19 protein-coding genes, 2 rRNA genes and 1 riboswitch (1 of these 22 running past the window's edge) are annotated in these 22,943 nt (G+C 44.3%); of the genes, 10 read left to right on the forward strand and 11 right to left on the reverse strand.

Annotated elements, in window-relative coordinates; translation table 11 throughout:
• Together PGH26_RS00565 and rrf are read left to right on the forward strand one after the other, a co-directional pair.
• A 23S ribosomal RNA gene (locus tag PGH26_RS00565) occupies window positions 1–2,727 on the forward strand; it begins 205 nt to the left of the window's first position.
• A gap of 79 nt (window positions 2,728–2,806) precedes the next feature.
• A 5S ribosomal RNA gene (gene rrf / locus PGH26_RS00570) occupies window positions 2,807–2,922 on the forward strand.
• 466 nt (window positions 2,923–3,388) lie between these two features.
• Here rrf and PGH26_RS00575 read toward each other — a convergent pair.
• The 3 genes from PGH26_RS00575 to PGH26_RS00585 form a co-directional block, all read right to left on the reverse strand.
• Window positions 3,389–4,234 carry a glycoside hydrolase family 191 protein gene (locus PGH26_RS00575; RefSeq protein WP_323692098.1) on the reverse strand — a complete coding sequence of 282 codons (846 nt, stop codon included), beginning with the start codon at window positions 4,232–4,234 and terminating at the stop codon, window positions 3,389–3,391.
• A gap of 35 nt (window positions 4,235–4,269) precedes the next feature.
• A riboswitch (cyclic di-GMP riboswitch) is annotated at window positions 4,270–4,364 on the reverse strand.
• Window positions 4,365–4,638: 274 nt separating this feature from the next.
• A complete protein-coding gene (locus PGH26_RS00580; protein WP_323692099.1) occupies window positions 4,639–5,880 on the reverse strand; it encodes a hypothetical protein in 1,242 nt (413 codons plus the stop codon).
• 170 nt (window positions 5,881–6,050) lie between these two features.
• Entirely contained in the window at window positions 6,051–6,416 is a 366-nt protein-coding gene (locus tag PGH26_RS00585; protein ID WP_323692100.1) for an NAD-dependent epimerase/dehydratase family protein, read from the reverse strand.
• 270 nt (window positions 6,417–6,686) lie between these two features.
• On the opposite strand from PGH26_RS00585, the gene PGH26_RS00590 reads away from it, so the two are divergent.
• The 4 genes from PGH26_RS00590 (at window position 6,687) to PGH26_RS00605 (ending at window position 10,029) form a co-directional block, all read left to right on the forward strand.
• Entirely contained in the window at window positions 6,687–7,529 is an 843-nt protein-coding gene (locus tag PGH26_RS00590) for a YihY/virulence factor BrkB family protein (RefSeq protein ID WP_323692101.1), read from the forward strand.
• Window positions 7,504–8,181: a response regulator transcription factor gene (locus PGH26_RS00595; RefSeq protein WP_323692102.1), complete on the forward strand. Its 678-nt coding sequence runs from the start codon at window positions 7,504–7,506 to the stop codon at window positions 8,179–8,181. The genes PGH26_RS00590 and PGH26_RS00595 overlap by 26 nt, the downstream gene beginning before the upstream one ends.
• Entirely contained in the window at window positions 8,178–9,557 is a 1,380-nt protein-coding gene (locus PGH26_RS00600) for a sensor histidine kinase (protein WP_488803654.1), read from the forward strand. The genes PGH26_RS00595 and PGH26_RS00600 overlap by 4 nt, the downstream gene beginning before the upstream one ends.
• Window positions 9,558–9,630: 73 nt before the next feature.
• On the forward strand, window positions 9,631–10,029 hold the full coding sequence (locus PGH26_RS00605) for a hypothetical protein (RefSeq protein WP_323692104.1): 399 nt from the start codon (window positions 9,631–9,633) through the stop codon (window positions 10,027–10,029).
• 20 nt (window positions 10,030–10,049) lie between these two features.
• On the opposite strand, the gene PGH26_RS00610 is transcribed toward PGH26_RS00605, so the two are convergent.
• From PGH26_RS00610 to PGH26_RS00635, 6 genes are all read right to left on the reverse strand, one after another.
• Window positions 10,050–10,196, reverse strand: coding sequence for a hypothetical protein (locus tag PGH26_RS00610; RefSeq protein ID WP_323692105.1), 147 nt, complete (start codon window positions 10,194–10,196; stop codon window positions 10,050–10,052).
• Window positions 10,197–10,293: 97 nt separating this feature from the next.
• The gene (locus tag PGH26_RS00615) at window positions 10,294–11,835 is read right to left on the reverse strand and encodes a solute symporter family protein (protein WP_323692106.1); all 1,542 of its coding nucleotides are present in this window, start codon (window positions 11,833–11,835) and stop codon (window positions 10,294–10,296) included.
• Between the two features lie 14 nt (window positions 11,836–11,849).
• On the reverse strand, window positions 11,850–12,212 hold the full coding sequence (locus tag PGH26_RS00620) for a DUF485 domain-containing protein (protein ID WP_323692107.1): 363 nt from the start codon (window positions 12,210–12,212) through the stop codon (window positions 11,850–11,852).
• A gap of 259 nt (window positions 12,213–12,471) precedes the next feature.
• Complete coding sequence (locus tag PGH26_RS00625) at window positions 12,472–13,389, reverse strand: MBL fold metallo-hydrolase (protein WP_323693437.1); 918 nt, start codon at window positions 13,387–13,389, stop codon at window positions 12,472–12,474.
• A gap of 30 nt (window positions 13,390–13,419) precedes the next feature.
• The gene (locus PGH26_RS00630) at window positions 13,420–14,892 is read right to left on the reverse strand and encodes an MDR family MFS transporter (protein WP_323692108.1); all 1,473 of its coding nucleotides are present in this window, start codon (window positions 14,890–14,892) and stop codon (window positions 13,420–13,422) included.
• 41 nt (window positions 14,893–14,933) lie between these two features.
• Complete coding sequence (locus tag PGH26_RS00635; protein ID WP_323692109.1) at window positions 14,934–15,353, reverse strand: MarR family winged helix-turn-helix transcriptional regulator; 420 nt, start codon at window positions 15,351–15,353, stop codon at window positions 14,934–14,936.
• 257 nt (window positions 15,354–15,610) lie between these two features.
• Between PGH26_RS00635 and cls the strand changes: the two genes are divergently transcribed.
• Window positions 15,611–17,065, forward strand: a complete 1,455-nt coding sequence (gene cls, locus PGH26_RS00640) for a cardiolipin synthase (protein WP_323692110.1) — start codon at window positions 15,611–15,613, stop codon at window positions 17,063–17,065.
• 56 nt (window positions 17,066–17,121) lie between these two features.
• Here the strand turns inward: cls and PGH26_RS00645 are convergent, their stop codons facing one another.
• Window positions 17,122–19,263 (reverse strand): type IA DNA topoisomerase, encoded by a 2,142-nt coding sequence (locus PGH26_RS00645; RefSeq protein ID WP_323692111.1) that lies wholly within the window; start codon window positions 19,261–19,263, stop codon window positions 17,122–17,124.
• Between the two features lie 164 nt (window positions 19,264–19,427).
• Here PGH26_RS00645 and PGH26_RS00650 point away from each other — a divergent pair, with 164 nt between their 5' ends.
• Window positions 19,428–20,504, forward strand: a complete 1,077-nt coding sequence (locus PGH26_RS00650; RefSeq protein WP_323692112.1) for an S-layer homology domain-containing protein — start codon at window positions 19,428–19,430, stop codon at window positions 20,502–20,504.
• Between the two features lie 181 nt (window positions 20,505–20,685).
• Here the strand turns inward: PGH26_RS00650 and PGH26_RS00655 are convergent, their stop codons facing one another.
• Window positions 20,686–21,603 carry a DUF7916 family protein gene (locus tag PGH26_RS00655; RefSeq protein ID WP_323692113.1) on the reverse strand — a complete coding sequence of 306 codons (918 nt, stop codon included), beginning with the start codon at window positions 21,601–21,603 and terminating at the stop codon, window positions 20,686–20,688.
• Between the two features lie 165 nt (window positions 21,604–21,768).
• Between PGH26_RS00655 and PGH26_RS00660 the strand changes: the two genes are divergently transcribed.
• On the forward strand, window positions 21,769–21,969 hold the full coding sequence (locus PGH26_RS00660; protein ID WP_323692114.1) for a hypothetical protein: 201 nt from the start codon (window positions 21,769–21,771) through the stop codon (window positions 21,967–21,969).
• A 23-nt stretch (window positions 21,970–21,992) separates the two neighbouring features.
• Entirely contained in the window at window positions 21,993–22,352 is a 360-nt protein-coding gene (locus PGH26_RS00665) for a protease inhibitor I9 family protein (protein WP_323692115.1), read from the forward strand.
• Window positions 22,353–22,943 lie beyond the last annotated feature (591 nt).

A 22,943-nucleotide genomic window follows, 5' to 3' on the forward strand; every position in this document is an offset into this window, starting at 1 on the left:
AGTATCCGGAGGAAGAGAAAGAAAAATCGATTCCCTGAGTAGCGGCGAGCGAAACGGGAAAAGCCCAAACCAGGAAGCTTGCTTCCTGGGGTTGTAGGACACTCTATACGGAGTTACAAAAGGATGAGTTAGGCGAAGCGACCTGGAAAGGTCCGCCAGAGTGGGTAAAAGCCCCGTAACCGAAAATTCATCCCCTCCAGAGTGGATCCTGAGTACGGCGGAACACGTGAAATTCCGTCGGAATCCGGGAGGACCATCTCCCAAGGCTAAATACTCCCTAGTGACCGATAGTGAACCAGTACCGTGAGGGAAAGGTGAAAAGCACCCCGGAAGGGGAGTGAAATAGATCCTGAAACCGTGTGCCTACAAGTTGTCAGAGCCCGTTAATGGGTGATGGCGTGCCTTTTGTAGAATGAACCGGCGAGTTACGATTCCATGCGAGGTTAAGCAGAGAATGCGGAGCCGCAGCGAAAGCGAGTCTGAATAGGGCGAATGAGTATGGGGTCGTAGACCCGAAACCAGGTGATCTACCCATGTCCAGGGTGAAGGTAAGGTAACACTTACTGGAGGCCCGAACCCACGTACGTTGAAAAGTGCGGGGATGAGGTGTGGGTAGCGGTGAAATTCCAATCGAACCTGGAGATAGCTGGTTCTCTCCGAAATAGCTTTAGGGCTAGCCTCAAACGTTAGAATCTCGGAGGTAGAGCACTGTTTGGACTAGGGGCCCATCCCGGGTTACCGAATTCAGACAAACTCCGAATGCCGATGATTTATGTTTGGGAGTCAGACTATGGGTGATAAGGTCCATAGTCGAGAGGGAAACAGCCCAGACCGCCAGTTAAGGTCCCAAAGTATTCGTTAAGTGGAAAAGGATGTGGCGCTGCCCAGACAACCAGGATGTTGGCTTAGAAGCAGCCATCATTTAAAGAGTGCGTAATAGCTCACTGGTCGAGTGGCGCTGCGCCGAAAATGTATCGGGGCTAAACGAATCACCGAAACTGCGGATTGACACCTTTGGTGTCAGTGGTAGGAGAGCGTTCCAAGGGCGTTGAAGCTGGACCGGAAGGACTGGTGGAGCGCTTGGAAGTGAGAATGCCGGTATGAGTAGCGAAAGAAGGGTGAGAATCCCTTCCACCGAATGCCCAAGGTTTCCTGAGGAAGGCTCGTCCACTCAGGGTCAGTCGGGACCTAAGTCGAGGCCGATAGGCGTAGACGATGGACAACAGGTTGATATTCCTGTACTACCTCCCCACCGTTTGAGTGATGGGGTGACGCAGAAGGATAGGGTGAGCGCGCTGTTGGTCATGCGCGTCTAAGCAGTGAGGTGTGAAACGAGGCAAATCCCGTTTCTCTAACATTGAGCTGTGATGGCAAGGGGTGTATACCCTGGAGTCCCTGATTTCACACTGCCAAGAAAAGCCTCTAACGAGGTGGGAGGTACCCGTACCGCAAACCAACACAGGTAGGCGAGGAGAGAATCCTAAGGTGATCGAGAGAACTCTCGTTAAGGAACTCGGCAAAATGACCCCGTAACTTCGGGAGAAGGGGTGCTCTGGTAGGGTGTATAGCCCGAGAGAGCCGCAGTGAATAGGCCCAGGCGACTGTTTAGCAAAAACACAGGTCTCTGCAAAACCGTAAGGTGACGTATAGGGGCTGACGCCTGCCCGGTGCTGGAAGGTTAAGAGGAGAGGTTAGCGCAAGCGAAGCTTCGAATTGAAGCCCCAGTAAACGGCGGCCGTAACTATAACGGTCCTAAGGTAGCGAAATTCCTTGTCGGGTAAGTTCCGACCCGCACGAAAGGCGTAACGATCTGGGCACTGTCTCAACGAGAGACTCGGTGAAATTATAATATGCGTGAAGATGCGCATTACCCGCGACAGGACGGAAAGACCCCGTGGAGCTTTACTGTAGCCTGATATTGAATTCCGGTGCAGCCTGTACAGGATAGGTAGGAGCCTGAGAGACCGGAGCGCTAGCTTCGGAGGAGGCAATGGTGGGATACTACCCTGGCTGTATTGGACTTCTAACCCTTGCCCGTGATCCGGGCAGGAGACAGTGTCAGGCGGACAGTTTGACTGGGGCGGTCGCCTCCTAAAGAGTAACGGAGGCGCCCAAAGGTTCCCTCAGAATGGTTGGACATCATTCGCAGAGTGCAAAGGCATAAGGGAGCTTGACTGCGAGACCTACAAGTCGAGCAGGGTCGAAAGACGGGCTTAGTGATCCGGTGGTTCCGCATGGAAGGGCCATCGCTCAACGGATAAAAGCTACCCCGGGGATAACAGGCTTATCTCCCCCAAGAGTCCACATCGACGGGGAGGTTTGGCACCTCGATGTCGGCTCATCGCATCCTGGGGCTGTAGTCGGTCCCAAGGGTTGGGCTGTTCGCCCATTAAAGCGGTACGCGAGCTGGGTTCAGAACGTCGTGAGACAGTTCGGTCCCTATCCGTCGCGGGCGCAGGAAATTTGAGAGGAGCTGTCCTTAGTACGAGAGGACCGGGATGGACACACCTCTGGTGTACCAGTTGTCTTGCCAAAGGCATCGCTGGGTAGCTATGTGTGGACGGGATAAATGCTGAAAGCATCTAAGCATGAAGCCCCCCTCGAGATGAGATTTCCCATTACGCAAGTAAGTAAGATCCCTCAAAGATGATGAGGTGGATAGGTCTGGTGTGGAAGCATGGCGACATGTGGAGCTGACAGATACTAATAGATCGAGGACTTTCCCAAATATAAGTGAAGAGCCGTAAGGCTGTCTTGAAACATCAATGTTGGTTTTATCCAGTTTTGAGCGAACAAGCTCAAGTTGTCTGGTAATGATGGCGAAGAGGTCACACCCGTTCCCATACCGAACACGGAAGTTAAGTTCTTCAGCGCCGATGGTAGTAGGGGGCTTCCCCCTGTGAGAGTAGGACGTTGCCGGGCAATTCATAAAACGAGTCGAGGAATTCATTCCTTGGCTCGTTTTTTTGTTTGTTGAATTTTTTTTTTATCCAGGTGGTAAAAGGCTGGTTGAATGGTGTCTATTTGGGAGAAACTTATTATATGTGGATGGGTAGGATAGGTGGAGGTAGGCTTCTTATGAGCGGAATTTAGGATTTATGATCACAATGTCGAGTTTATGAGCGGAATATAGGATTTATGATCACAATGTCGAGTTTATGAGCGGAAATCGGGATTTATGATCAGAATGCTGGGGTTATGAGCGGAATTGAGGATTTATGATCACAATGTCGAGTTTATGAGCGGAATCCTGGGTTTATGATCAGAATGCTACATCTAAAAGCAGATTCGGAAATAAATGAGCAAACTTGAAGTAATCTTAAGGTTACATACTAAAAAACCCCTCCAAAGCTAATCCGCTTTGGAGGGGTGTATGAGCTTTAACCAATTACCATTGGTTGAAGTTTTTATGTTCTGCGTAATGAAGGAAACCTTGTTTCTCTGCATACTTCTTGCTCTTCGCATGTTGTTCAAATGAAACAGTTAGCACTTTGAAGTTGTGTTTCTTTTGTAATTGCTGAAGACCTTTAATCTGATTTTGGGACCATTCATCTCTCGTCATAGATTTGTATTCAAATCCTTCCCACATAAGAGCATCCATGTATTGAACCGTGTCCGCTCTAAACAGCTCTATTCCCCAGTTTTGAATATTAGAGAGGTTTTCATATTGACGATCAAGCTGATTCAGCAATGTGATGAAACCACTCTTCTGTGCATTATACTGCTGAGGGTCTTTGCCGTAAAATTGATCTTCCATATCACCGACTGTATCAAAAAATACTCCATCAAACCCTTTATCGACTACTTGTGTTTGAATGTCATTCATTAGAACAGAACGGTAATGAGAAGATGTCATATCCATGAGATAAGAATCCCATTCTTCAAAATGGACACGTTCCCCATTCTTAATGAAGAAGTCTTGTGGTTGGAGAGACTCGATTCGTTCAGTGTTCCATGTATCTGATTCCATGACTGATACGTACGCATACAACTTTGTTCCAGACTTTTGTAATTTCGTAACAAGCTCTTTTGTATAAAAAGCTGGTTCTACAATGACCAGGTCGTATTTTTTCATCTGACGCTGTATTTTTTGAGTCGGTTCATCGTAAAAGATTTTATAGGATTGAACGTGGTCAAGTGGAGAAGAATCCATCGCTGCAAAAGTCTCCTTTCCGGAAACAGTACTAGCAAACAAGAGGCAGAGGAGCAGGACGGGAAAAAGTTTCTTAAACACAAAAAGCCCTCCTAGGCTATTAGAAGGGAAGGGAGGTTAGTAGGCTGGCGATCGGTATACTTTTTTTAAGAAGTATCGACGACCCATACCTTTGCGCCCCTATTTTTCAATAGGTTTGCCCTTCACAACCCTCTAACGGGTAGTTTTTAGTTAGCCATTGGCTACTACCAATACTATAACTTGCATATGTTTGTCAAGTCAATTTGTTAAATAGATTGAAGGAATTATTTTCCGATAATGTTTGCGGGTTTGACACATAAACTAGATTGTGTTAATCCGAAAGTTCCTTATCCTTTCTTGAATAGAATCTATTGGGAATGTGGGCATCACTGTGGTGGAATGAAATACATTAGCTTCCCATTTAGCATATAAAATGCACAAAATAATAAGTAATGAGATATGCATTAGACCACCCCCTTAAGAAGAGAATTGGCAATTCGTGTCTGGATACCATCTGAATATTTTACATCTGTACTTGGGAGTAAAAATAGCAATTGATATGAAGAAGGGTTCCAACTGATGATATCCATTTCACGCAATTCATCCCTCAACAAGTCGAATAGTTTGTTCATATTAAGAGGTTTCTTTGGAAGGGACACGGTAAAGGATGAGTAAGGCTGGTTAAAACGATGTTTCCGTTCTTGATGAATGGCTAGCATATCGCTGTAATAGGAAGTTGTATAAAAAGGTGTGCCGGGAACTAGTACTTTTTCTCGTCGAACTTGCTCTTTTTGCAAAGCAACAGTTAGAGGATCAGCGACAAATCGAAGAATCCATTTAAGTGTTTCGAGTCCATCGGGCGTGACACGAAACGAATCAACTTTTCGAATGACTAATACATATTTCACAGCAGTTCCGGTATAGATAGGCGCGCAGATGAGAGGACCAGAAGAATCAGGATTGTCTATTGAACGCATGTACAGTTCTTTTTGAGTGAGGACTTTTTTGAAAAGGAATGGATGATCTTCGTAAAAATATGAAGGCGGCATTTGTTCTTCACCCGAACTGCGGTGAACTTTCAGGCGCCAAACTTTGTTGGAATGATCTACATGATAAATACCATACACTTCTGCTCTGTAATGATCTTGTATAATACGGATTGCCTCGTTCAAGATCTTTTCAGAGTGCCCCCGGTTCAGCAAGTTCGTAATTGCATATATAGTGGCAAGGTTGGTTTCATTTTCGACTATTTTCTTCTTCAGATGGTTATTCGCATCTTGAGAAGCGGTGAGTGCTTGTCGAGATTGCTCATACTCTTGCTGTAAGTCTTCTTTTTCATGAAAGAGACTCTGGTAACGTTTGTTGAGTGAAGTACGGAAGGCGCCGCTTAGCAGCCCAATTACGAAAATGGATATTGCAAACCGGACAAACCCAGGTTCATGGAGAAGGTTGAGGGGATTGCTGCCGGCTTGCGTCGCGTAGAACAAGTGGAGCCCAATTCCCCCAGTGATTGTGACTAAAGAGTAGCCAATTCCATAACGAATTCCGAACAAAAAGGCTGTTAGAGCCAACAAAGTTCCTATCCATTCCAGGTTTAACAGCTGGTAGCTTGCTGCAAAAACAAAAAGTAGTGTAACTGTGACAAGCTCTATTAAAATGATCCAGTTCTTTTCGGTTCCATAAACGATTGAATGCTCACTTCTCATACTAGTTCACGTCCTTTCATCAAAAACCTCCAGTATTCCGACATTCCATTTGGGAAACTATCACACGGCGGCCCGTAGAGTTGTTCAACCACTCTAAAGTTGTTTAGAGTACCGTGTTCCAAATCTCCAGCTCGCTTGTTTGCCCTAAACAACGGGTCACCTCTGAAATATTAGTCTGAATTCCTGTCCTGACGTGGATCATAGACATTCGAATAGCGTAGAATGGAATGAGATAGGTTATGATGGGCACACGTCAATCGAATATTGGGTCTATATGTTCTTTTTGACAATCCGTATGGGGATAGAGGTTCAAGTGCATGCTCTTGTGAGATGGGCAAAGTCACTGGGACGCCGTATACTGCAGCGTCTTTCAATGGATCTTCCACCGAGACGGATAGGGAAGATTGTGGGTTTAGATTCTTTCTCTTCCCATTCGATAGATTATCAATAACAACTACGCGAGGGCCAAGTTCTAAGAGTCGTGTAGTTAAATGGGAACCAATAAAGCCAGCCCCTTTAGTAACTGCAATTCGCATGTGCACACTCTCCCTAGTAGTGAAATTTTATAAAATGGTAGCATAGGGTCATAGAAGTGGCAGATTGGGACATAAGCATTCGACAAGTAGTCTTAAAACTTTTTAGAAACATCGATTAAACGCAAGATAAAGGTCTGAAATCTAGATAATATGTAGAGTATACATCTTTTTGCAGTATAAGGTAACTAAAAATTTGAAGTATACTAAAAAAAGGAGGAAGCTTGTAAAACTTACGACATATGGCTTAGTTTTTATAAAAGGAGAGTTTCTATGAAAATAGGGATTAAGGTCCTCAAACGATTTATAAATGAACGTTTTTTCGATCAAGCCGCTCAAACCGCTTATTACTTGCTGTTATCTATGTTGCCATTCTTCATTTTTGTCCTTTCATTATTGAATTTGTTTCCGGTCAATGAGGAGATTCTGTTTCGCTTTTTACGACCGTTTATACCTGAGCAGTCTTTTCTGCTGATTGAGGACAATGTTCGTGAGGTGTTGAGAAACGGGAAAGGAAAATGGTTGTATTTCAGTTTGGCAGGAGCATTCTGGTTATCTTCTGTAACGGTACAATCTTTAGCACGTTCGCTGGACTTGGCAAATGGGTATATACGGAAGAGAGGGTTCTGGCTATCGTTAATCCGTGATCTTGGGGTGACATTACTATTCATGCTCGTAGTACCTCTCTCCATTCTTCTTCCATTCATTGAAAACATTCTCCACGAAGTTATCGCTTACTATGATCGAATTGACGATTGGAAAGGCTGGCTGTTTTTATGGCCCAAAGTAAAATGGGGACTGGGTACAATGTTTTTGTTTGTCTTTTTCCTGCTCTTCTATAAAATTGTTCCGAGTGGTAAAGTATTATTTCGTCAAGCGGTGCCGGGTGCATTGCTCTCGACGCTTGGATGGCAGCTGTTTTCGTATCTATTTGGAGGATGGGTAACGGCAGTAGATTACACACGATTATATGGTCAGTTATCAGGAATCATCATGCTGGTGATTTGGTTTTACATGACCGCCGTTATTATTTTGATTTCTGGATTATTGAATGCAGAGTGGAGTAAGTCTAAAAAAAGGAGCGGGTTAAATGTTAACAATTTTAGCGGTCGATGATGATCCAAATATTTTAGAGCTGGTCCGCATAACATTATCTGCTGCGAGCTATCGTGTGATGAAAGCAAAGAACGGCCGGGAAGCGCTGGAGCTCATGGAAAAAGAAGTACCAGACCTTGCTGTCGTCGATGTGATGATGCCTGAAATGGACGGATATGCACTGACGAAGAAACTGCGTTCCGAATGGGATATCCCTGTACTATTGCTTACTGCAAAAGGAGAACTAGAGGATAAGGAAAAGGGGTTTCTAGCGGGATCGGATGACTATCTGGTAAAACCTTTTGAACCGAAGGAATTGCTGTTTCGAATCCGTGCGATTCTGCGGCGTTATGACAAAGCGGTCGATGTATTTATACAGGCAGGACCCTTATCCATTAATCGTCAAACCTATGAAGTGTCAATTGGGAACAAAGTATTGCTGCTGCCATTGAAAGAATTTGAACTGTTGTCGGTTCTGGCATCACGTGCGAATCAGGTGTTCACGCGGGAGGTATTGCTGGATCGAGTATGGGGATTTGACTATGAAGGCGATGAACAAACATTGAATGTCCATATTAAGCGGTTGAGGGATAAGCTGGAAGGCCTCCCAGAGCAAGTAAGTATCGTAACCGTACGGGGTGTCGGTTATAAGCTGGACACGGGTGCAGTATGAGGTCCCTATATGGTAAGTTTCTGCTTTATACAGCAGGAATCATGGCGTTCAGCGCACTTGCGGCGTTTCTGGCGGTCAATACGTTTTATCATCAAAACTTAAAAGGGTCGAATGATGAAAAAAATATGAACATCGCTCGACAACTCGTAAGTTACATTGAAAAAGCATCACCTGATGACTTAGACCTCTATTTGGAAACGCAAGCGGCAGCAGGGTACAAGTTATTGATTGTAAATGAAGACTTAAAAGGCCAGCGTTACGGGCAGTCATTTCGTCTGGATAACTTAGAAGAAAGCGATGTGAAATCCGTACTTCAAGGAACGGACTATCACGGCATGAAAAACTATCCGACAGAAACCTTTGTGACAGGCTTCTTTTCAGATGAAACCGCGAATACAGTCGGCGTTCCATTTACATATAAGGGTGAGGAGTATGCCCTGTTTTTGCGTCCGGATATTAAGTTGCTTTTCACAGAAGTTCATTACTTGCTTGGCGGTATGGTCATAGTGATGGCAATCGCGAGTCTGTTAGCAATGTTGATTGTGGCAAAACGTCTGATCCGGCCGATTACACAACTGACGCTGGCAACGAAGAAAGTGGGGAAAGAAGAATTCAGCGGCATCCTGCAGATTCATCAGAAAGACGAAATTGGACAGCTGGCGGAAAGTTTCCAAAAAATGACCGAGCGTTTGGGAGAAAATGATTTAATACGCAAGAAGTTCATCAGTGACGTGTCTCATGACTTTCAATCGCCGCTATTGAATATTAAGGGCTATGCGGGCCTGTTGATGGATGAATCGCTGCCTGCTGAAGAACGGGCTGGCTATGCTAAAGTGATCCAGTCCGAGACTGATCGCTTATCGTCATTAACCAAACAGCTGCTCTTGCTGACGTCACTTGATCAGATGATGAGTCCGTTGAAGCCTGTTTCATATGATGTCAGTGAACAGTTGAGAGAGACAGTGCGCAAATACCGATGGTTGCTCGAGGAGAAACAAATTTCACTTTCTATGGAAATTGAGGACTCTGCGATAATCGGGGATCCGGCGTTTCTTGAGAAGGTATGGGAGAACTTGTTGTCGAATGCGTTAAAATATACGGCTGATTACGGCACCATCGATGTTTCCTTAGTTTCAGATGAAACCTCTGTAACTGTGCAAATCGGAGATTCCGGAATTGGGATTGCAGAAGAGAACCTCGCGCATATCTTCAACCGATTTTACCGGGAAGATGACTCACGGACAATTGCCGCCGAAGGGACTGGCCTGGGGTTATCCATTGTTCAGCAAGTGATTGAGCTCCACAATGGAGAGATTTCCGTCGCGAGTGAAAAAGGAAAAGGAACCGTCTTTACAATTATTTTGCCCAAACTGTAATGTGCAGTACATGTTGCGTTCATGTTCGGGTCGTATGATAAAGGTAATCAGAACGATACAGGAGGAATGCAACATGCAGGAAAAATGGAGTATACGCTTAATACGAATTGCTGCGTTATTTGGATTGGTCGGAACGGTGCTTGGTTCACATATGGCGGGATCAGGATCCTACGCATTTAAACCCATTCATGCACACATCTTGTTAGTAGGTTGGCTATCTGTCTTTTCATGGGGCGTCTTTTATAAAATTTATCGCGTGCGCGCAACGAAACTCGTGGCAGTTCACGGGTGGGCAGCGATTATCGGTTCAATCGGATTAACTGCTGGGATGTGGCTCCAGTTCATCCATCCATTTGATATTAATGAAACGTTCGCACTTGTCTTTTATATTGTAGGCGGAACAATTCTGTTACTCGCTTTTGCGCTATTCGTAGTGATGACGTTCCTAATTGACCGTACGGAAAAAAGATAATTGATTCAATTTGGCCGCTCCTATTCATAGGAGCGGTTTTTTGATCTGCAGCAGCTTCCGGCGCGGAACCCGCTCGTTCTGGCGGCCAACCCGCTCGTTCCGACAAGGAACCCGCTCGTTCTGGCGGCCAACCCGCCCGTTCCGGCGAGGAACCCGCTCATTGCCACAATTCACCCGCCCAAAAACCAAAAAAACCTGCAAATCCATCACTCTACAGTGACAGACTCACAGGTTTTCACCTATCTGCTCAGCTACCTCATCAAATTACAATCCGCGATATCCAGTTTCCGCTTTGAATCGGACTTCTGCATACGCAACTTCAGCTTCTTCATGTCGTTTCGCTCCGATATACGTTCCGACAATAGCTGCTAGGAATCCAGCCGGGATCGAGACGATGGCCGGGTTCACGAATGGGAACAGTGGATCTCCTACGAAGAACGCAGCCCCGGGAACCGGATTAATGACGTTAGGACTGACCGCAACCAGCACAAGCGCCGTGATTAATCCGGTCAGCATCGATGCAACTGTGCCTGTCGTATTAAATTTACGCCAGTAGATTGTCAGTAAGATTGTTGGAACGTTTGCAGATGCAGCAATACAGAAGGCCAGCGACACTAGAAACGCTACATTCAGTTTTTCAGAACCGAGGGCCAGCAAGATGGATACAATCCCAACACTGATTGCAGCAATACGCGCAGCCTTCACTTGCTGCTTCTCTGTTACTTTGCCTTTCATAATAATCTCAGCGTAAAGGTCATGAGCAATGGCGGAAGCACCGGATAATACTAGTCCAGCTACGACAGCTAGAATTGTAGCAAACGCTACTGCTGCAACGAACGACTCTAATGCATCCCCGCCTAATACACCTGCAAGCATCGGTGCAGCCATGTTTCCGGCTGCGTTTTCTGCAATGATTGCCTTAGATCCAACAAACTTCGCAGCACCGAATCCTAGGAAAATCGTCAACACGTAGAAAATCCCAATAATCCATACTGCGTAGACAACTGACGAACGTGCAGTCTTCGCATCTTTCACCGTAAAGAAGCGCATCAAAATGTGAGGAAGACCTGCAGTACCTAACACAAGCGCAAGCAATACGGAAATTAAGCCAATCGGATCTTTATAAACAACACCCGAATGCAGGAAGGACTCTCCATGATTGGTCGCAGTTCGCATAATATCGAACATCCCCACGAAGTTGAAATTGAATTTCATGAGCACGAGGAACGAAATCACAATCGTACCAATCATAAGCAAGATTGCTTTTACAATTTGAACCCAGCTCGTTGCGGTCATTCCGCCGAACAGTACATAAATGAGCATCATTACGCCCACGATGAGAACAGAAATCCAGTAGTCGATGCCAAACAGCAACTTAATCAGCGCACCAGCGCCAACAAGCTGTGCGAGCATGTAAAACAGGACAATTGTAATCGTATTCAAAGCGGCGGCTCCGCGGACTTTCTTCGCGCCAAACCGAGAACCAATCATATCCGCCATCGTATATTTACCAAGGTTTCGAAGCGGTTCAGCAATTAGGAACAGCACAACCAGGTATGCGGTCAAAAACCCGACACTGTAATAAAATCCGTCAAATCCATTCAGCGAAATTGCACCAGCAATTCCAAGGAATGAGGCAGCGGATAAATAGTCGCCTGCGATGGCCATGCCATTCTGCCAGCCTGTGAGTGAGCCACCCGCTGTATAAAAATCACTGGCAGTCTGCGTTTGTTTTGCAGCCCAGTACGTAATATAGAGTGTTAATAAAATCACAGCAAAAAAGATTGCGATAGAAATCATACTCATAAACGGAGTCCCCCTTAGTCTCTAACGTGTTTTTGGATAATCTGGTCAACGTCTTTATCGAAGTCACGTGCTTTTTTCACATAGATTTGCGTGAATACCCATACCATCACGAACAATCCAAATGCGTATACCCATGTCCACGTCATCCAGCCAATAGCCCGGGTTTCTAAGATGGACGTGTATCCTGTCAGAATAGGCAACAGCAGATATATCGCAAAAAATGCAATGACATAAGGTGTTAAAAAGCGATTCTTCTTTTTGACCAGATGCTTAAACTCGGGTGTCTCGATGATTCGCTCATAATCTAACTTGCCATCAGTCGTACGTGGCAGCTCCGGATCTCTCTTCAACTCCGCTTCTTGCAACTCGATTGTCAATTCTCCATCCCCTTTATAGATTCGTTCGAATTAGTTGGATTTCTATGAAACTCATCCCCCAATGAATTCCAAACAGTGAATCGCCTTCCAATAATCCTATTTGTCCAACGTATCAAATAGACAGAAAATAAGCAATATTATTTTTATATAAGGTGGATGCTTTGAGATTAAGTAATTAAAAAGAAAAACCCGCAACCATCCTCAGGCAGGATCGTTGCGGTGATATAAGAAAAAACATCCTTACTTTCTGTAAAAAGTGTCAAGCAATCGTCTCTCCATGCTTCAATACTTTTAACTGTTTGTCTTTCAGTGCACGCTGCTTCCACTCGGCAAGCAGGCGATTCAGCGCTTCTTCTGTAGTGTCATCCGCAAGATAAAAGGCTCCGTAATGCATGGGGATGAACACCTCAGCGCTGACATCCACAAACGCCTGAATGGCTTCTTCAGGTGTCATATGCTGGGTCCCCATAAACCACTCGGGCTCGTATGCACCAATTGGCATGAGTGCATACGTAATAGCCGGAAATCTTTCACCAATCTCACGAAATCCCTGGAAATACCCGCTGTCACCAGCAAAGTAAATCGAGTCAGATGCTTCATTTGAAGCTGGTATTCTCCGTTGAATGACCCAGCCGCCCCAATGAGAGGTATTTGTATCTGTCAGTGTTCGTTTCGTCCAGTGCTGAGCCGGAACAAAGTGGAATTCAACAGCACCGATATGCACTTGTCCCCACCAAGGCAGCTCATAAACTCGATTTTCTTTCATCAGTCTGCGCACTTTAGGGCCAAGCCCCTCGGGGACAAGTATGGCAGGCGTGCCTTTCAGTTTCTTCAAAGAAGGCACATCCATATGGTCATAGTGAGAATGCGATAACAAAATAATATCGACTGGCGGGATTTCATCTATGGAAAGTCCGGGCTCTTCCAGTCTTTCACTGAATCCCATGCTCTTTGCCCAAACGGGATCTGTCACAATCGTCAAACCAGCAAGCTGGATCAGAAACGTTGAGTGACCAATCCAAGTAATCGTGAAATCCTTCTGGCCGGCATGAAGGATTTCCAGTTGTTTATCTTCGACTTGGCCAATTTTGAAGCTCATATCTTTTTGTTTACGGAAGCGCTCCATTTGCCAGCGCACCAATTCCTTGAATGTTGCGGTCCGGGCATTCGGATCCATATTTCGATAGCGGTTTGCAGACACAAGCCTTCACTCCTTTGAAAGACTGACTTCATCATCGTCACTTGGTTTCGCGCGGTACACAACAAACGAAAGCACAACCGCGACAATCGACATTGCAAAGGCTATGAAGTATACCAATTCAACACCTGACACCAACGCTAGGTTCATCGTCGCAGGATCTGTCGGCGTTGACGACTTTTGCAAGACGTGCAGCTGCCGGGAATTCATAATGCTGATGAAAACAGATACACCAATCGCCCCTGCAACTGGCTGCAGTGTAGACATAACAGCTGTTCCATGAGGATAAAGACGTTTCGGGAGCTGATTCAGACCATTCGTCTCCGCAGGCATCATGATAGCGGAGACAGACAGCATGATGAGAATATAACTGACAACAACTACCCATACAGGTGTATCCACGGTCAACTGACTCATCATGAACATCGTGCCGCTTAACACGAGTGTTGCGGGAATCATCAACACACGGGGCCCGAACTTATCGAACAAGGCACCCATAAATGGAGACATGATTCCGTTCAAGATACTGCCCGGCAGCAGAACCAATCCAGCTGTCGCCGCAGTTAAAGCCAGTGGACCCTGCATATAGATTGGCAAAATGATTTCTGAGGCGAACATCGCCATAATGATGATCAAAAACATCACGACCGCGTGTGAAAACATAGGATAGCGGAATACGCGCATATTCATAATAGGTTCGTCGAGCTTAAGCTGACGCCAAACAAATAGCGCGATGCCGATAACTCCCATGCCGATGAACAGCCAGACGTTCGGACTTGCAAATCCATCTTTGCTTTCTCCGACAGAACTGAATCCATAGACAATGGAGCCGAAACCAATTGTTGAGAACAAGAGAGATACGAAGTCAATCTTAGGCTTTGTCACCTCTGACACATTAACCAGATACTTGTAGGCAAAGGCAATTGAGAACAACGCGAAGGGAATGACGATGATAAACAAATAGCGCCACCCTAAGTATTCAACAATAACTCCTGACAGCGTAGGTCCGATTGCAGGAGCAAACATAATGACGAGACCAATCATCCCCATCACTTTCCCGCGTCGTTCAGGAGGATAAATTAACAGGAAGACGTTGAAAATGATTGGCATCAATAAACCAGTTCCGACTGCTTGAATCAGCCGGCCAACTAGTAAGATAGAAAATGCAGGGGCACTTGCGCAAATGATTGTACCCAGCGTGAATACGACCATCGTTCCTAAAAACAGCTGTCTCGTTGTGAACCACTGAAGCAGCAGTGCAGAAATCGGTATGACAATCGCCATGACGAGCATGAACCCAGTCGCCATCCATTGAACAGCTGTTAACGAAATCGAGAACTGATCCATCAGGGTGACGAGCGCGATATTTAATAATGTTTCATTTAAAATGGCGAAAAAGGCACCAATTATGAGCGTTAACATAATAGGGAGCACTTTCACGTTCGGATTATCCGCTAAATATTCATACTGTTTCTGTTCCATTCAAAAACCTCTTCCATGTTTAGAGTGATTTAAGCTGACGATTACTGATGGTGTTTTCGGATGATCCCTAACATAGCAACAAAAGAGGCAACTTCCGATGCTGAAAAACGATCTTCAATTTCTGCAATTGCTTGTTTCAATGAAACATCCAACTGTTTGTAGTCCTCCGCAATTTCAGGGCGGACACTTAAGTAGTTGACGCGCTTATCAGTGCTGCATGGTGTTTTCGTAACAATCCCTTTTGCGACTAGTTCATTAACTTTCACAGTAACTGCAGAGCGTGCTACGTGAAGTGTATCTGCTAAAAAACTGGCCGTGCACTTTTCGTTATACAAAATGACTTCCATATACAGCAAACTATTATAAGTCAAATTTCCATACACATTATTGTGATTCATTTCACGAAGGCTTTTTAAAATTTGTTCGTAATAGAATTGGTCCAGCGCATGGATAAGTTTCATGTAATCACATCCTGTTTGTTAAGTGAAACTAATTATAATCGTTTAACTAGATAAAGCAAGAGTAACGATCAATTGTAAAAAACAACATCAGCTTCTCGTTGGAAAAACTATTTTTTCAGGATCATATTTCTTTTCATAGGGTCCATGGTATAGTGAATACTACTTTCTAAAGAATTGAATCGATGCATCAATATGAATTCTTAAGGATTGAAAAGTATAATTTTCATTAAAATTAAAACAAGAAGGCAGGTGTATTTATGGGAATAGGATATATAATTACGTTGATTTTATCCATTACAATAGTGATCAATCTTTTATTGCTGGTGGGAGTACTGTTTTTCGAAAGACGCGACATCGGGAATACATGGGCATGGATATTAGTCATGGTGTTTATTCCTATAGCGGGCTTTTTCATCTATCTGTTCCTCGGTCGGAATTTGAAGCAAAAGAACTTCTATAAGCTGACGGATGAAGAGAGAAGAGAAATTGATACGGAAGTGAATCACCAATTATCGACAGTCTATAGAGAAAAGGTTCAACAGTCTCCGTTGCTCAAGAAACATGAAGAACTCATTCACATGAACTTGATATCATCGGATGGACTATTATCCACGGATAATGACATCCAGATCTTCGAAGATGGACACAAGAAATTCGATTCCTTAATTGCGGATATTCAGTCAGCTGAAAAGGAAGTCAATGTTCAGTATTACATTATCCAGTCTGACGCATTAGGGACAAGACTTCGGGATGCCTTAATAGAGCGTGCGAAGGCAGGGGTGAAAGTTCGTCTCCTGTATGATGAAGTCGGTTCCAAAAGGACCTCACCTAAGTTTTTTGATGAATTGCGTGCAGTAGGCGGCGAAGTCGAGGTGTTTTTCCCATCGTTTTTCAGGTTGATAAACTTCAGAGTAAACAACCGGAATCACCGAAAACTAGTCATTATCGATGGACGCATCGCGTATATTGGCGGATTCAATGTCGGGGACGAGTACCTGGGGCTGGACAAAAAGTTTGGCTACTGGCGGGATACACACCTGCGTATTAAAGGAAAAGCCGTCCACCACATTCAAGGGAAGTTCATACTGGATTGGCATCGTGCCGGCAATAACAAGCCGGGTGAATGGGAGGAGTACACATTTACGGAAGAACCTAACCAAGGAATGAGCCCGATTCAAGTCGTTTCGAGCGGACCGGATTCTGTTACAGAGCACTTAAAAAACATGTACATCAAACTTATCTTATCTGCGAAAAGAAGCGTTTATATTCAAACGCCTTATTTCATACCGGATACAAGCTTTATGGATGCATGCAAAATTGCATTGCTGTCTGGAGTTGACGTGCGAATCATGATTCCATGTAAACCGGATCATCCGTTTGTCTATTGGGCAACGTGGGCGTATGCTGGTGATTTACTCGATTATGGAGCTAAGATTTTACTGTATGAAAATGGATTTTTGCATGCAAAGACCATCGTTGTTGACGAAGAAGTGGCAGCAGTGGGAACGATGAACATCGACTCTCGCAGTTTCCATTTAAACTTCGAAGTCAGTGCAATCGTCTACGATGAAAAAATAGCGAAACAGCTGCATAGATTGTTCTTGAAAGACATTGAGGTCAGTTCGGAGCTGACGCCTGAACGCTATGCAGAGCGTTCGCTGCTTATTAAATTCAAAGAAGGCATTTCACGTCTTCTATCACCCGTGCTGTAATAGCTGAATGAAAAATGGAAAGCCACTCTTATCATAAGAGGGCTTTCCGTTTTTTGTTACACAAAGACTAAGTTTATTTTTCCTTCTTTCAATTCAAGCATAGCGTCAAATTTCTGACCGTTCGCATGCGTGAATCCTTTAATGACGTTTGTTTTTCCTTTTGTGCAAAGCAGTTTTACTTGAGGCTGAGTCAGTTTCTTTTTCAAAAACAGTCCAGGAAACGTTTGCTTGCAGCCGTTTTTATAGTTGCTGCAGCCGTAAAATTCTTTGCGCGCAACAATCATGCCATTTCCGCACTTCGGACAGGGGGCAACTTCTGTTACAGTATAAGATTTTCGACTTGAAGATTTTGAAGGAGGCAATACGATATCGATCTTTTGCTTCTCCAGTTGGACCGGCACGTCTTCAAGCAGTTTATAAATGAATTTCGATACGCTTCCTAAAAAGTGCTGGCCAGTTCCTTCGCCATTGCCGATTTTTTTCAAATACGTTTCCCACTTTGCTGTCATTGAGGGGCTCGCGAGCAGACTGCCTTCTATCGCCTGACATAGGACGCGTCCTTTGTCGGTGATCGATACAATGTTTTTCGTAACTGAAATATAACCATGCTTTTTTATCGTTTCGATAATATTACTTCGGGTTGCTTCCGTACCAAGCCCTTCAATTTCTTTTAAAATATCGGTCTCTGTCTGATCCTCAACGAGCTTACCGCACGTTTTCATCATCGCGATCAGCTGTCCTTCTGTGTATGGTTTTGGCGGCTGGGTCGCGCCTTCTTTAATACCAATTTCACTCTGCACCGTTTCACTCTTCTCCAAAGGAGGCAGTGCGGGTTCGTCCGCTTCTTTTCCTTTTTTCGGAGGTGCTGAAAATAACTCTTTCCAGCCTTTGTCCACTTCCGTTTTTCCGGTCGTAAAGAAGGGGAGTCCGTTGACGTCTGTCGTCACTTTGGTTTCAGTATATAAATAATCCCGGTGGAACATCGCGAGTGCAGTCCGGACAACTTCTTCATATAAGTTCCGTTCTAACGGTGCCAATCTGGAAATGGCAGCTGCTGTAGGAACCTTTTTTGTTGGGATAATGGCATAGTGTTCCTGAACTTTTGAGCTGTCCACGAAGCGCTTTTTTGGTGTTTTCGAAGCGATCTCGAATGACTGTCCAATGAGCTCCTGGTATTTTTCAACCGATGCCGCCAAGTAATTGAACTCACTCGGCGTAATATGGCGCGTGTCCGTACGCGGATACGAGACAAGTTTCTTCTCATACAGTGTCTGCATCGTTTTCAAGACTGTCGCAGGACTTGCTTTCCAGCGGCGATTTGCAGTTGCCTGCAAAGTGGAAAGTGAGTGCAGCTGTGGCGGCGGCATGCGTTTATCAGCAGTTTTCAGCTCCGTGATAGTTCCGGGTGTTCGTTTCGTGATACCGCGGCTATTCAGGGCATCTGCGATCAGCTCACGCTTCGGCTCTTTCAGCTTGGCCTTTCCTTTATACGTACCGTTTGCCGCGGTAAATAGCGCCTCTGCTTCAAAAAATGGTTCAGAGACAAACGTCTCAATTTCACGCTGCCGCTGATAAATCAAATACACAGTCGGCGATTGAACCCGTCCAATCGGGAATACTTCCTCGATCCCTTTCGCTTTCAATAACAGCGTATACAACCGCGACCCATTCATCCCAACGAGCCAGTCACTGATCTGGCGGGACTTTGCTTCTTCATACATTTGCAAATCCTTCTTATTGTCGCGTAAGTTCTCAAACCCTTTGATTACTTCATCGGCTTCTAAGGAGTTAATCCAAAGACGTTTAATCGTTTGTCCGCGTGCACCTGTCTGATCGTAAATACTATAGAAAATATTCGATCCTTCGCGATCCACATCGCACGCGTTAATGACCGTATCAGTCCCTTTGACTAATTTCTTCACGACTTGGAATTGCTTGAACTTTCCTTTAGATACTTGGAATTCGTAGTGATCAGGCAAAATCGGCAGGCTGCCAAGTGACCAGCGTTTCCATGCGGGATTGTATGTATGCGGTTCTTTCAATTCCACGAGGTGCCCAACACCCCACGTCAAAAAAGCCCCTTCCGGAAACGTCGGACACGGATGAATTTCCATATAGCCTTCGTGTTTACGTGCAGTAAATGCATCCGCATAAGCTTTTGCTTGGGATGGCTTTTCAGCGAGTATCACTGGTTTCATGACGGCACCTCTTTTGTTAAGTTTCAAATAATCTATTCTTATAAGGATAGCGTATTTCAGTAAATGGAGCCAGTAGGTTAAGGAATAGAATCTATTAAAGTAAAATTGATAAAATGTGAAATTATTGGTAATCTGAAGATACAAACTATTAAAGGAGAGATTTTATGAAGCGATTGTCTGCAATGCTCACCGTACTAGCTTTGTCTTTCTTTCTAGCTGCACAGCCAGCTGCGGCAGCAGGATTCCCGGACGTTCCCGATACCAGCCGTTTTCACGATGAAATGAATTATTTAGTTGAACAGAATATTATCAGCGGGTATTCCGATGGGAACTTCCAACCCAAGAAAAATGTAACACGGGGAGAGGTTGCGATTATGATTGGTCGTATGCTGAAACTCGATGGCACGCAACGAAATACGAAATTCAAGGACGTTAGTAAAAATCATGGTGCAAGCGGCTATATTCACTCAGCTTGGGACCGCGGTCATTTGAGTGGCTTTGCAGATGGCACGTTCCGTCCAGACACCCCCATCTCACGTGGCGATATGGCGATGATACTTTCGCGTATTTTTTGGTCTCAAGCGGGCACCACGGGAGAGTTTAGTGATGTTGGGTATAATATGAAAGCTTCTTATGCGATTGGAACACTTGCTGGTTCTCACGTACTCACCGGATATCCCGATGGTACGTTTCGACCCGCTGCATACGTGACACGTGAGCAATTCTCAGCATTTATGGCCCGTGGACTGAGCATTGAGTTTAAACAGCGTACCATGAAAACAGACGGGTATGCATATGATTTGACGAAAACGTATATTTACGCAAAATCCCAGGGCGAAATCCAGATTTCTTATAAGAAAGTCCACACGAAATTTGGAGGAAATGCGTTTTACGGATATCTGTGGGAATACAAAGATACAAGCGACGGCAGTATTGAATATATTGACCAAACAGAAGACAAAGACGGACTCTACATGGTATTTCCTATTCCGCACGGCAGTAAAGAGTTAGCTTATCCGATAAAAGTAAACTCCAAATGGCAGCCGGGTATGGATATGCTCGAATCCAATGCCATAACTGGAGTGAACAAGACTGTAAGTACGCCTTATAAGACATTTACAAATGCTGTAGAAGTATCTAACAGCAGCGGCCAGAAAAGGTATTATGTGAAAGGTATAGGTGAAGTGAAAGTAGTGGGTAAGACAGGGGAAACAGTTTCGGAGTTAAAATCGATTCAGTAAGCTTGAAGAGCATCCATAGCAACTTCATGCGATTCAGCCGGTCACAAATGCAGCTGAAACGCTTAAAGAACTGAGCCTGGCTGTGAATCGATTTAAAGTATAAAGTTGAAAAGCCATTCCTGTTCAGAAAATGAACGGAAATGGCTTTTTTATTAAAGGATTGGTCACAAACCGGTGTTACTTATCTTCTGACTGAGGAAGCCATCCGTACATACGTATGGCGTCGACCTCGGATGACAATTGAATACGTCATAATATTTTCTGGCACCGCAATTCCGTAAAAACCTGTATCGCCGATGTGATAAATATCGGCGCCGGCCATCTTGCTATTCAAGGCAATCTGGCGGATGGTCGCTTCGTCTGCACCTTCTTGACTTGTCCCAATCGTCAGCATGGCTAACGCCCCTTTAGAGTGAACGAAACGAACGTATCGCTCGGCCGTTTCAACTGTGATACCAGGTACAGTGCCGGGTGCAGGCATCAAAATTACATCTGCCCCTGCTTCTATGAAGTTTGAAAGAGTCGCTTCTGAAATTATGCCGCTGCCTGTTTCGTTTGTGACACCCGCTCCATGCATTTTTCCAGCAATAATGAGCCCTTCTTTACCAAACACTTCACGCGCTTTTTGAATGGCAACTACCGTTTGATCATTGGTTACACCGGTTTTCGGGTTCCCTGTTAAACAAATAAAGTCAAAGCCAAGTTTTTTTGCTTCAATTAGTGTTTCTTCAGTAGCTGTTCGCCCTTTCGAAATCGGTTCCAGTTGTTCAATTTGCTCTGCATTCAAGTCAACTGGTTCCAAATTGAGGCCGACGGGGCGTCCCGTTAATTCTTTGACTTTTTCGATGATGGATTCATTCGTTTCGCATGTATAGCCCTTAACGGAGGGGTTAAATACATCAAACACATTCAATAATAAAAGATCCGCGCCAAAGGAAGCGGCTAATTCAGCATTGGTGATTCCAGGGTATAACGGAGCAACAGACGTCATCGTTTCGGATAGCATCACGCGTCCTTCGCATGCTCGGATTGAAGCTTTTAAGTCTTGTCCGTTCATGTTCTGGAAGTCGGAAGCTGTACAGTCTAATAATCGTTTCACAAAAGTTCCTCCCTTAAAGTCCAACTAGTTATTCATATTCAGTTCGTGAGTTCAAGTATCGCATAGATAAAACAGGAATGCTTTTTATGAAGATTTGGCTGTCATAGTTCAGGGGATATCGATAGTATAGATGTAAATTCAGCTAAATAGGAAGGAGAGAATCATATGGAGAAGTACCGTGAACCTTTTTCATACTTACCGTATTTTGAGGAAGTAACGGGCAAAGATTCAAAAGCAATTATGATTCAACTGTTTGAGGAGAACGTTTCTTCTCTGGTCCCATTGCCGGCAATGCCAAAAATGGTTTTCTTTGAACAAGCTCTGCGCAGACTAGGAGAGCTTTGTGGATTTATCGACAATGACTAGAAGCGTTAAGAAAGGGTGAGTACATGAAACCCAGGATCACTATTGGCTCCGAAGTAGATATACACACGTTAGAATTCGTGCAAGTCATTATCGAATTTAGCACACCTCCTGCTCATATCTTAATGAGGACTTCCCAAAATATCTCCGTTGAAGAAGGGAATGAAAGAGTCCAAAAGAGTTATGAAGATTTCCAAAAAGAACTTTCTATTCTATTGAAGGAAGAGGGGTATTCTTATACAATCCTTCATCGATATACGGCCAGCTTGAATGGCGTCGCTATGGAACTGCAGGGGATTGCCATCCAACAACTGTTATCATCGCAAGTGATTCAAGGGATTTATCCGAATCGGGAAATGAGAATACCAGAGAAACCGCTAATGTGAACACCATTCTAAATAACCATCGTCCGTCTGCAGACTAGACGGGCTTTTTGCTGCTTAAAATTGAATTATGAAGATTGTCCCAATTGATTTGTCCTCTATTAATGGCGTGTGTAACTTTGAGACGCGTAACATTTAATGGAAAAAGAATGCTGTCGAGAAGAAATTTTTTGAAAAGATTGACTTGAAGTGCATAAATGATTTCTTGAAAACATTAGGTTTAATACCGAATAAGTGAGTTGATGCTAAGAAAGGAATTGAAGAGTTAAGAGAGTTTCTAGATAGATTATCCCTGGAGGATGAACGCAAATGATTCAAAAACTATTTATGAATATGCTGGAAGTATCCATCCATACTTGTTTCCATCATCATTTTAGTCGTTTGTCTGCTGTCACCTATATGGGATAAAAATATATTCTAAAATGGAAGTACGTTGTATGGCTCGGAATTACAATTCGCTTGCTCATTCCGATTGCATTGCTGGGTGATCCCAGAAAAATTAACCTGACACAAAAGAAGATTTGAAAACAACAAAATACTACTATAATCACTTATACTTAGATGGAAACGGGAAAGACGAAATTCTTACAGTAG

Source organism: Sporosarcina jeotgali (assembly GCF_033304595.1).
GTDB lineage: Bacteria > Bacillota > Bacilli > Bacillales_A > Planococcaceae > Sporosarcina > Sporosarcina jeotgali.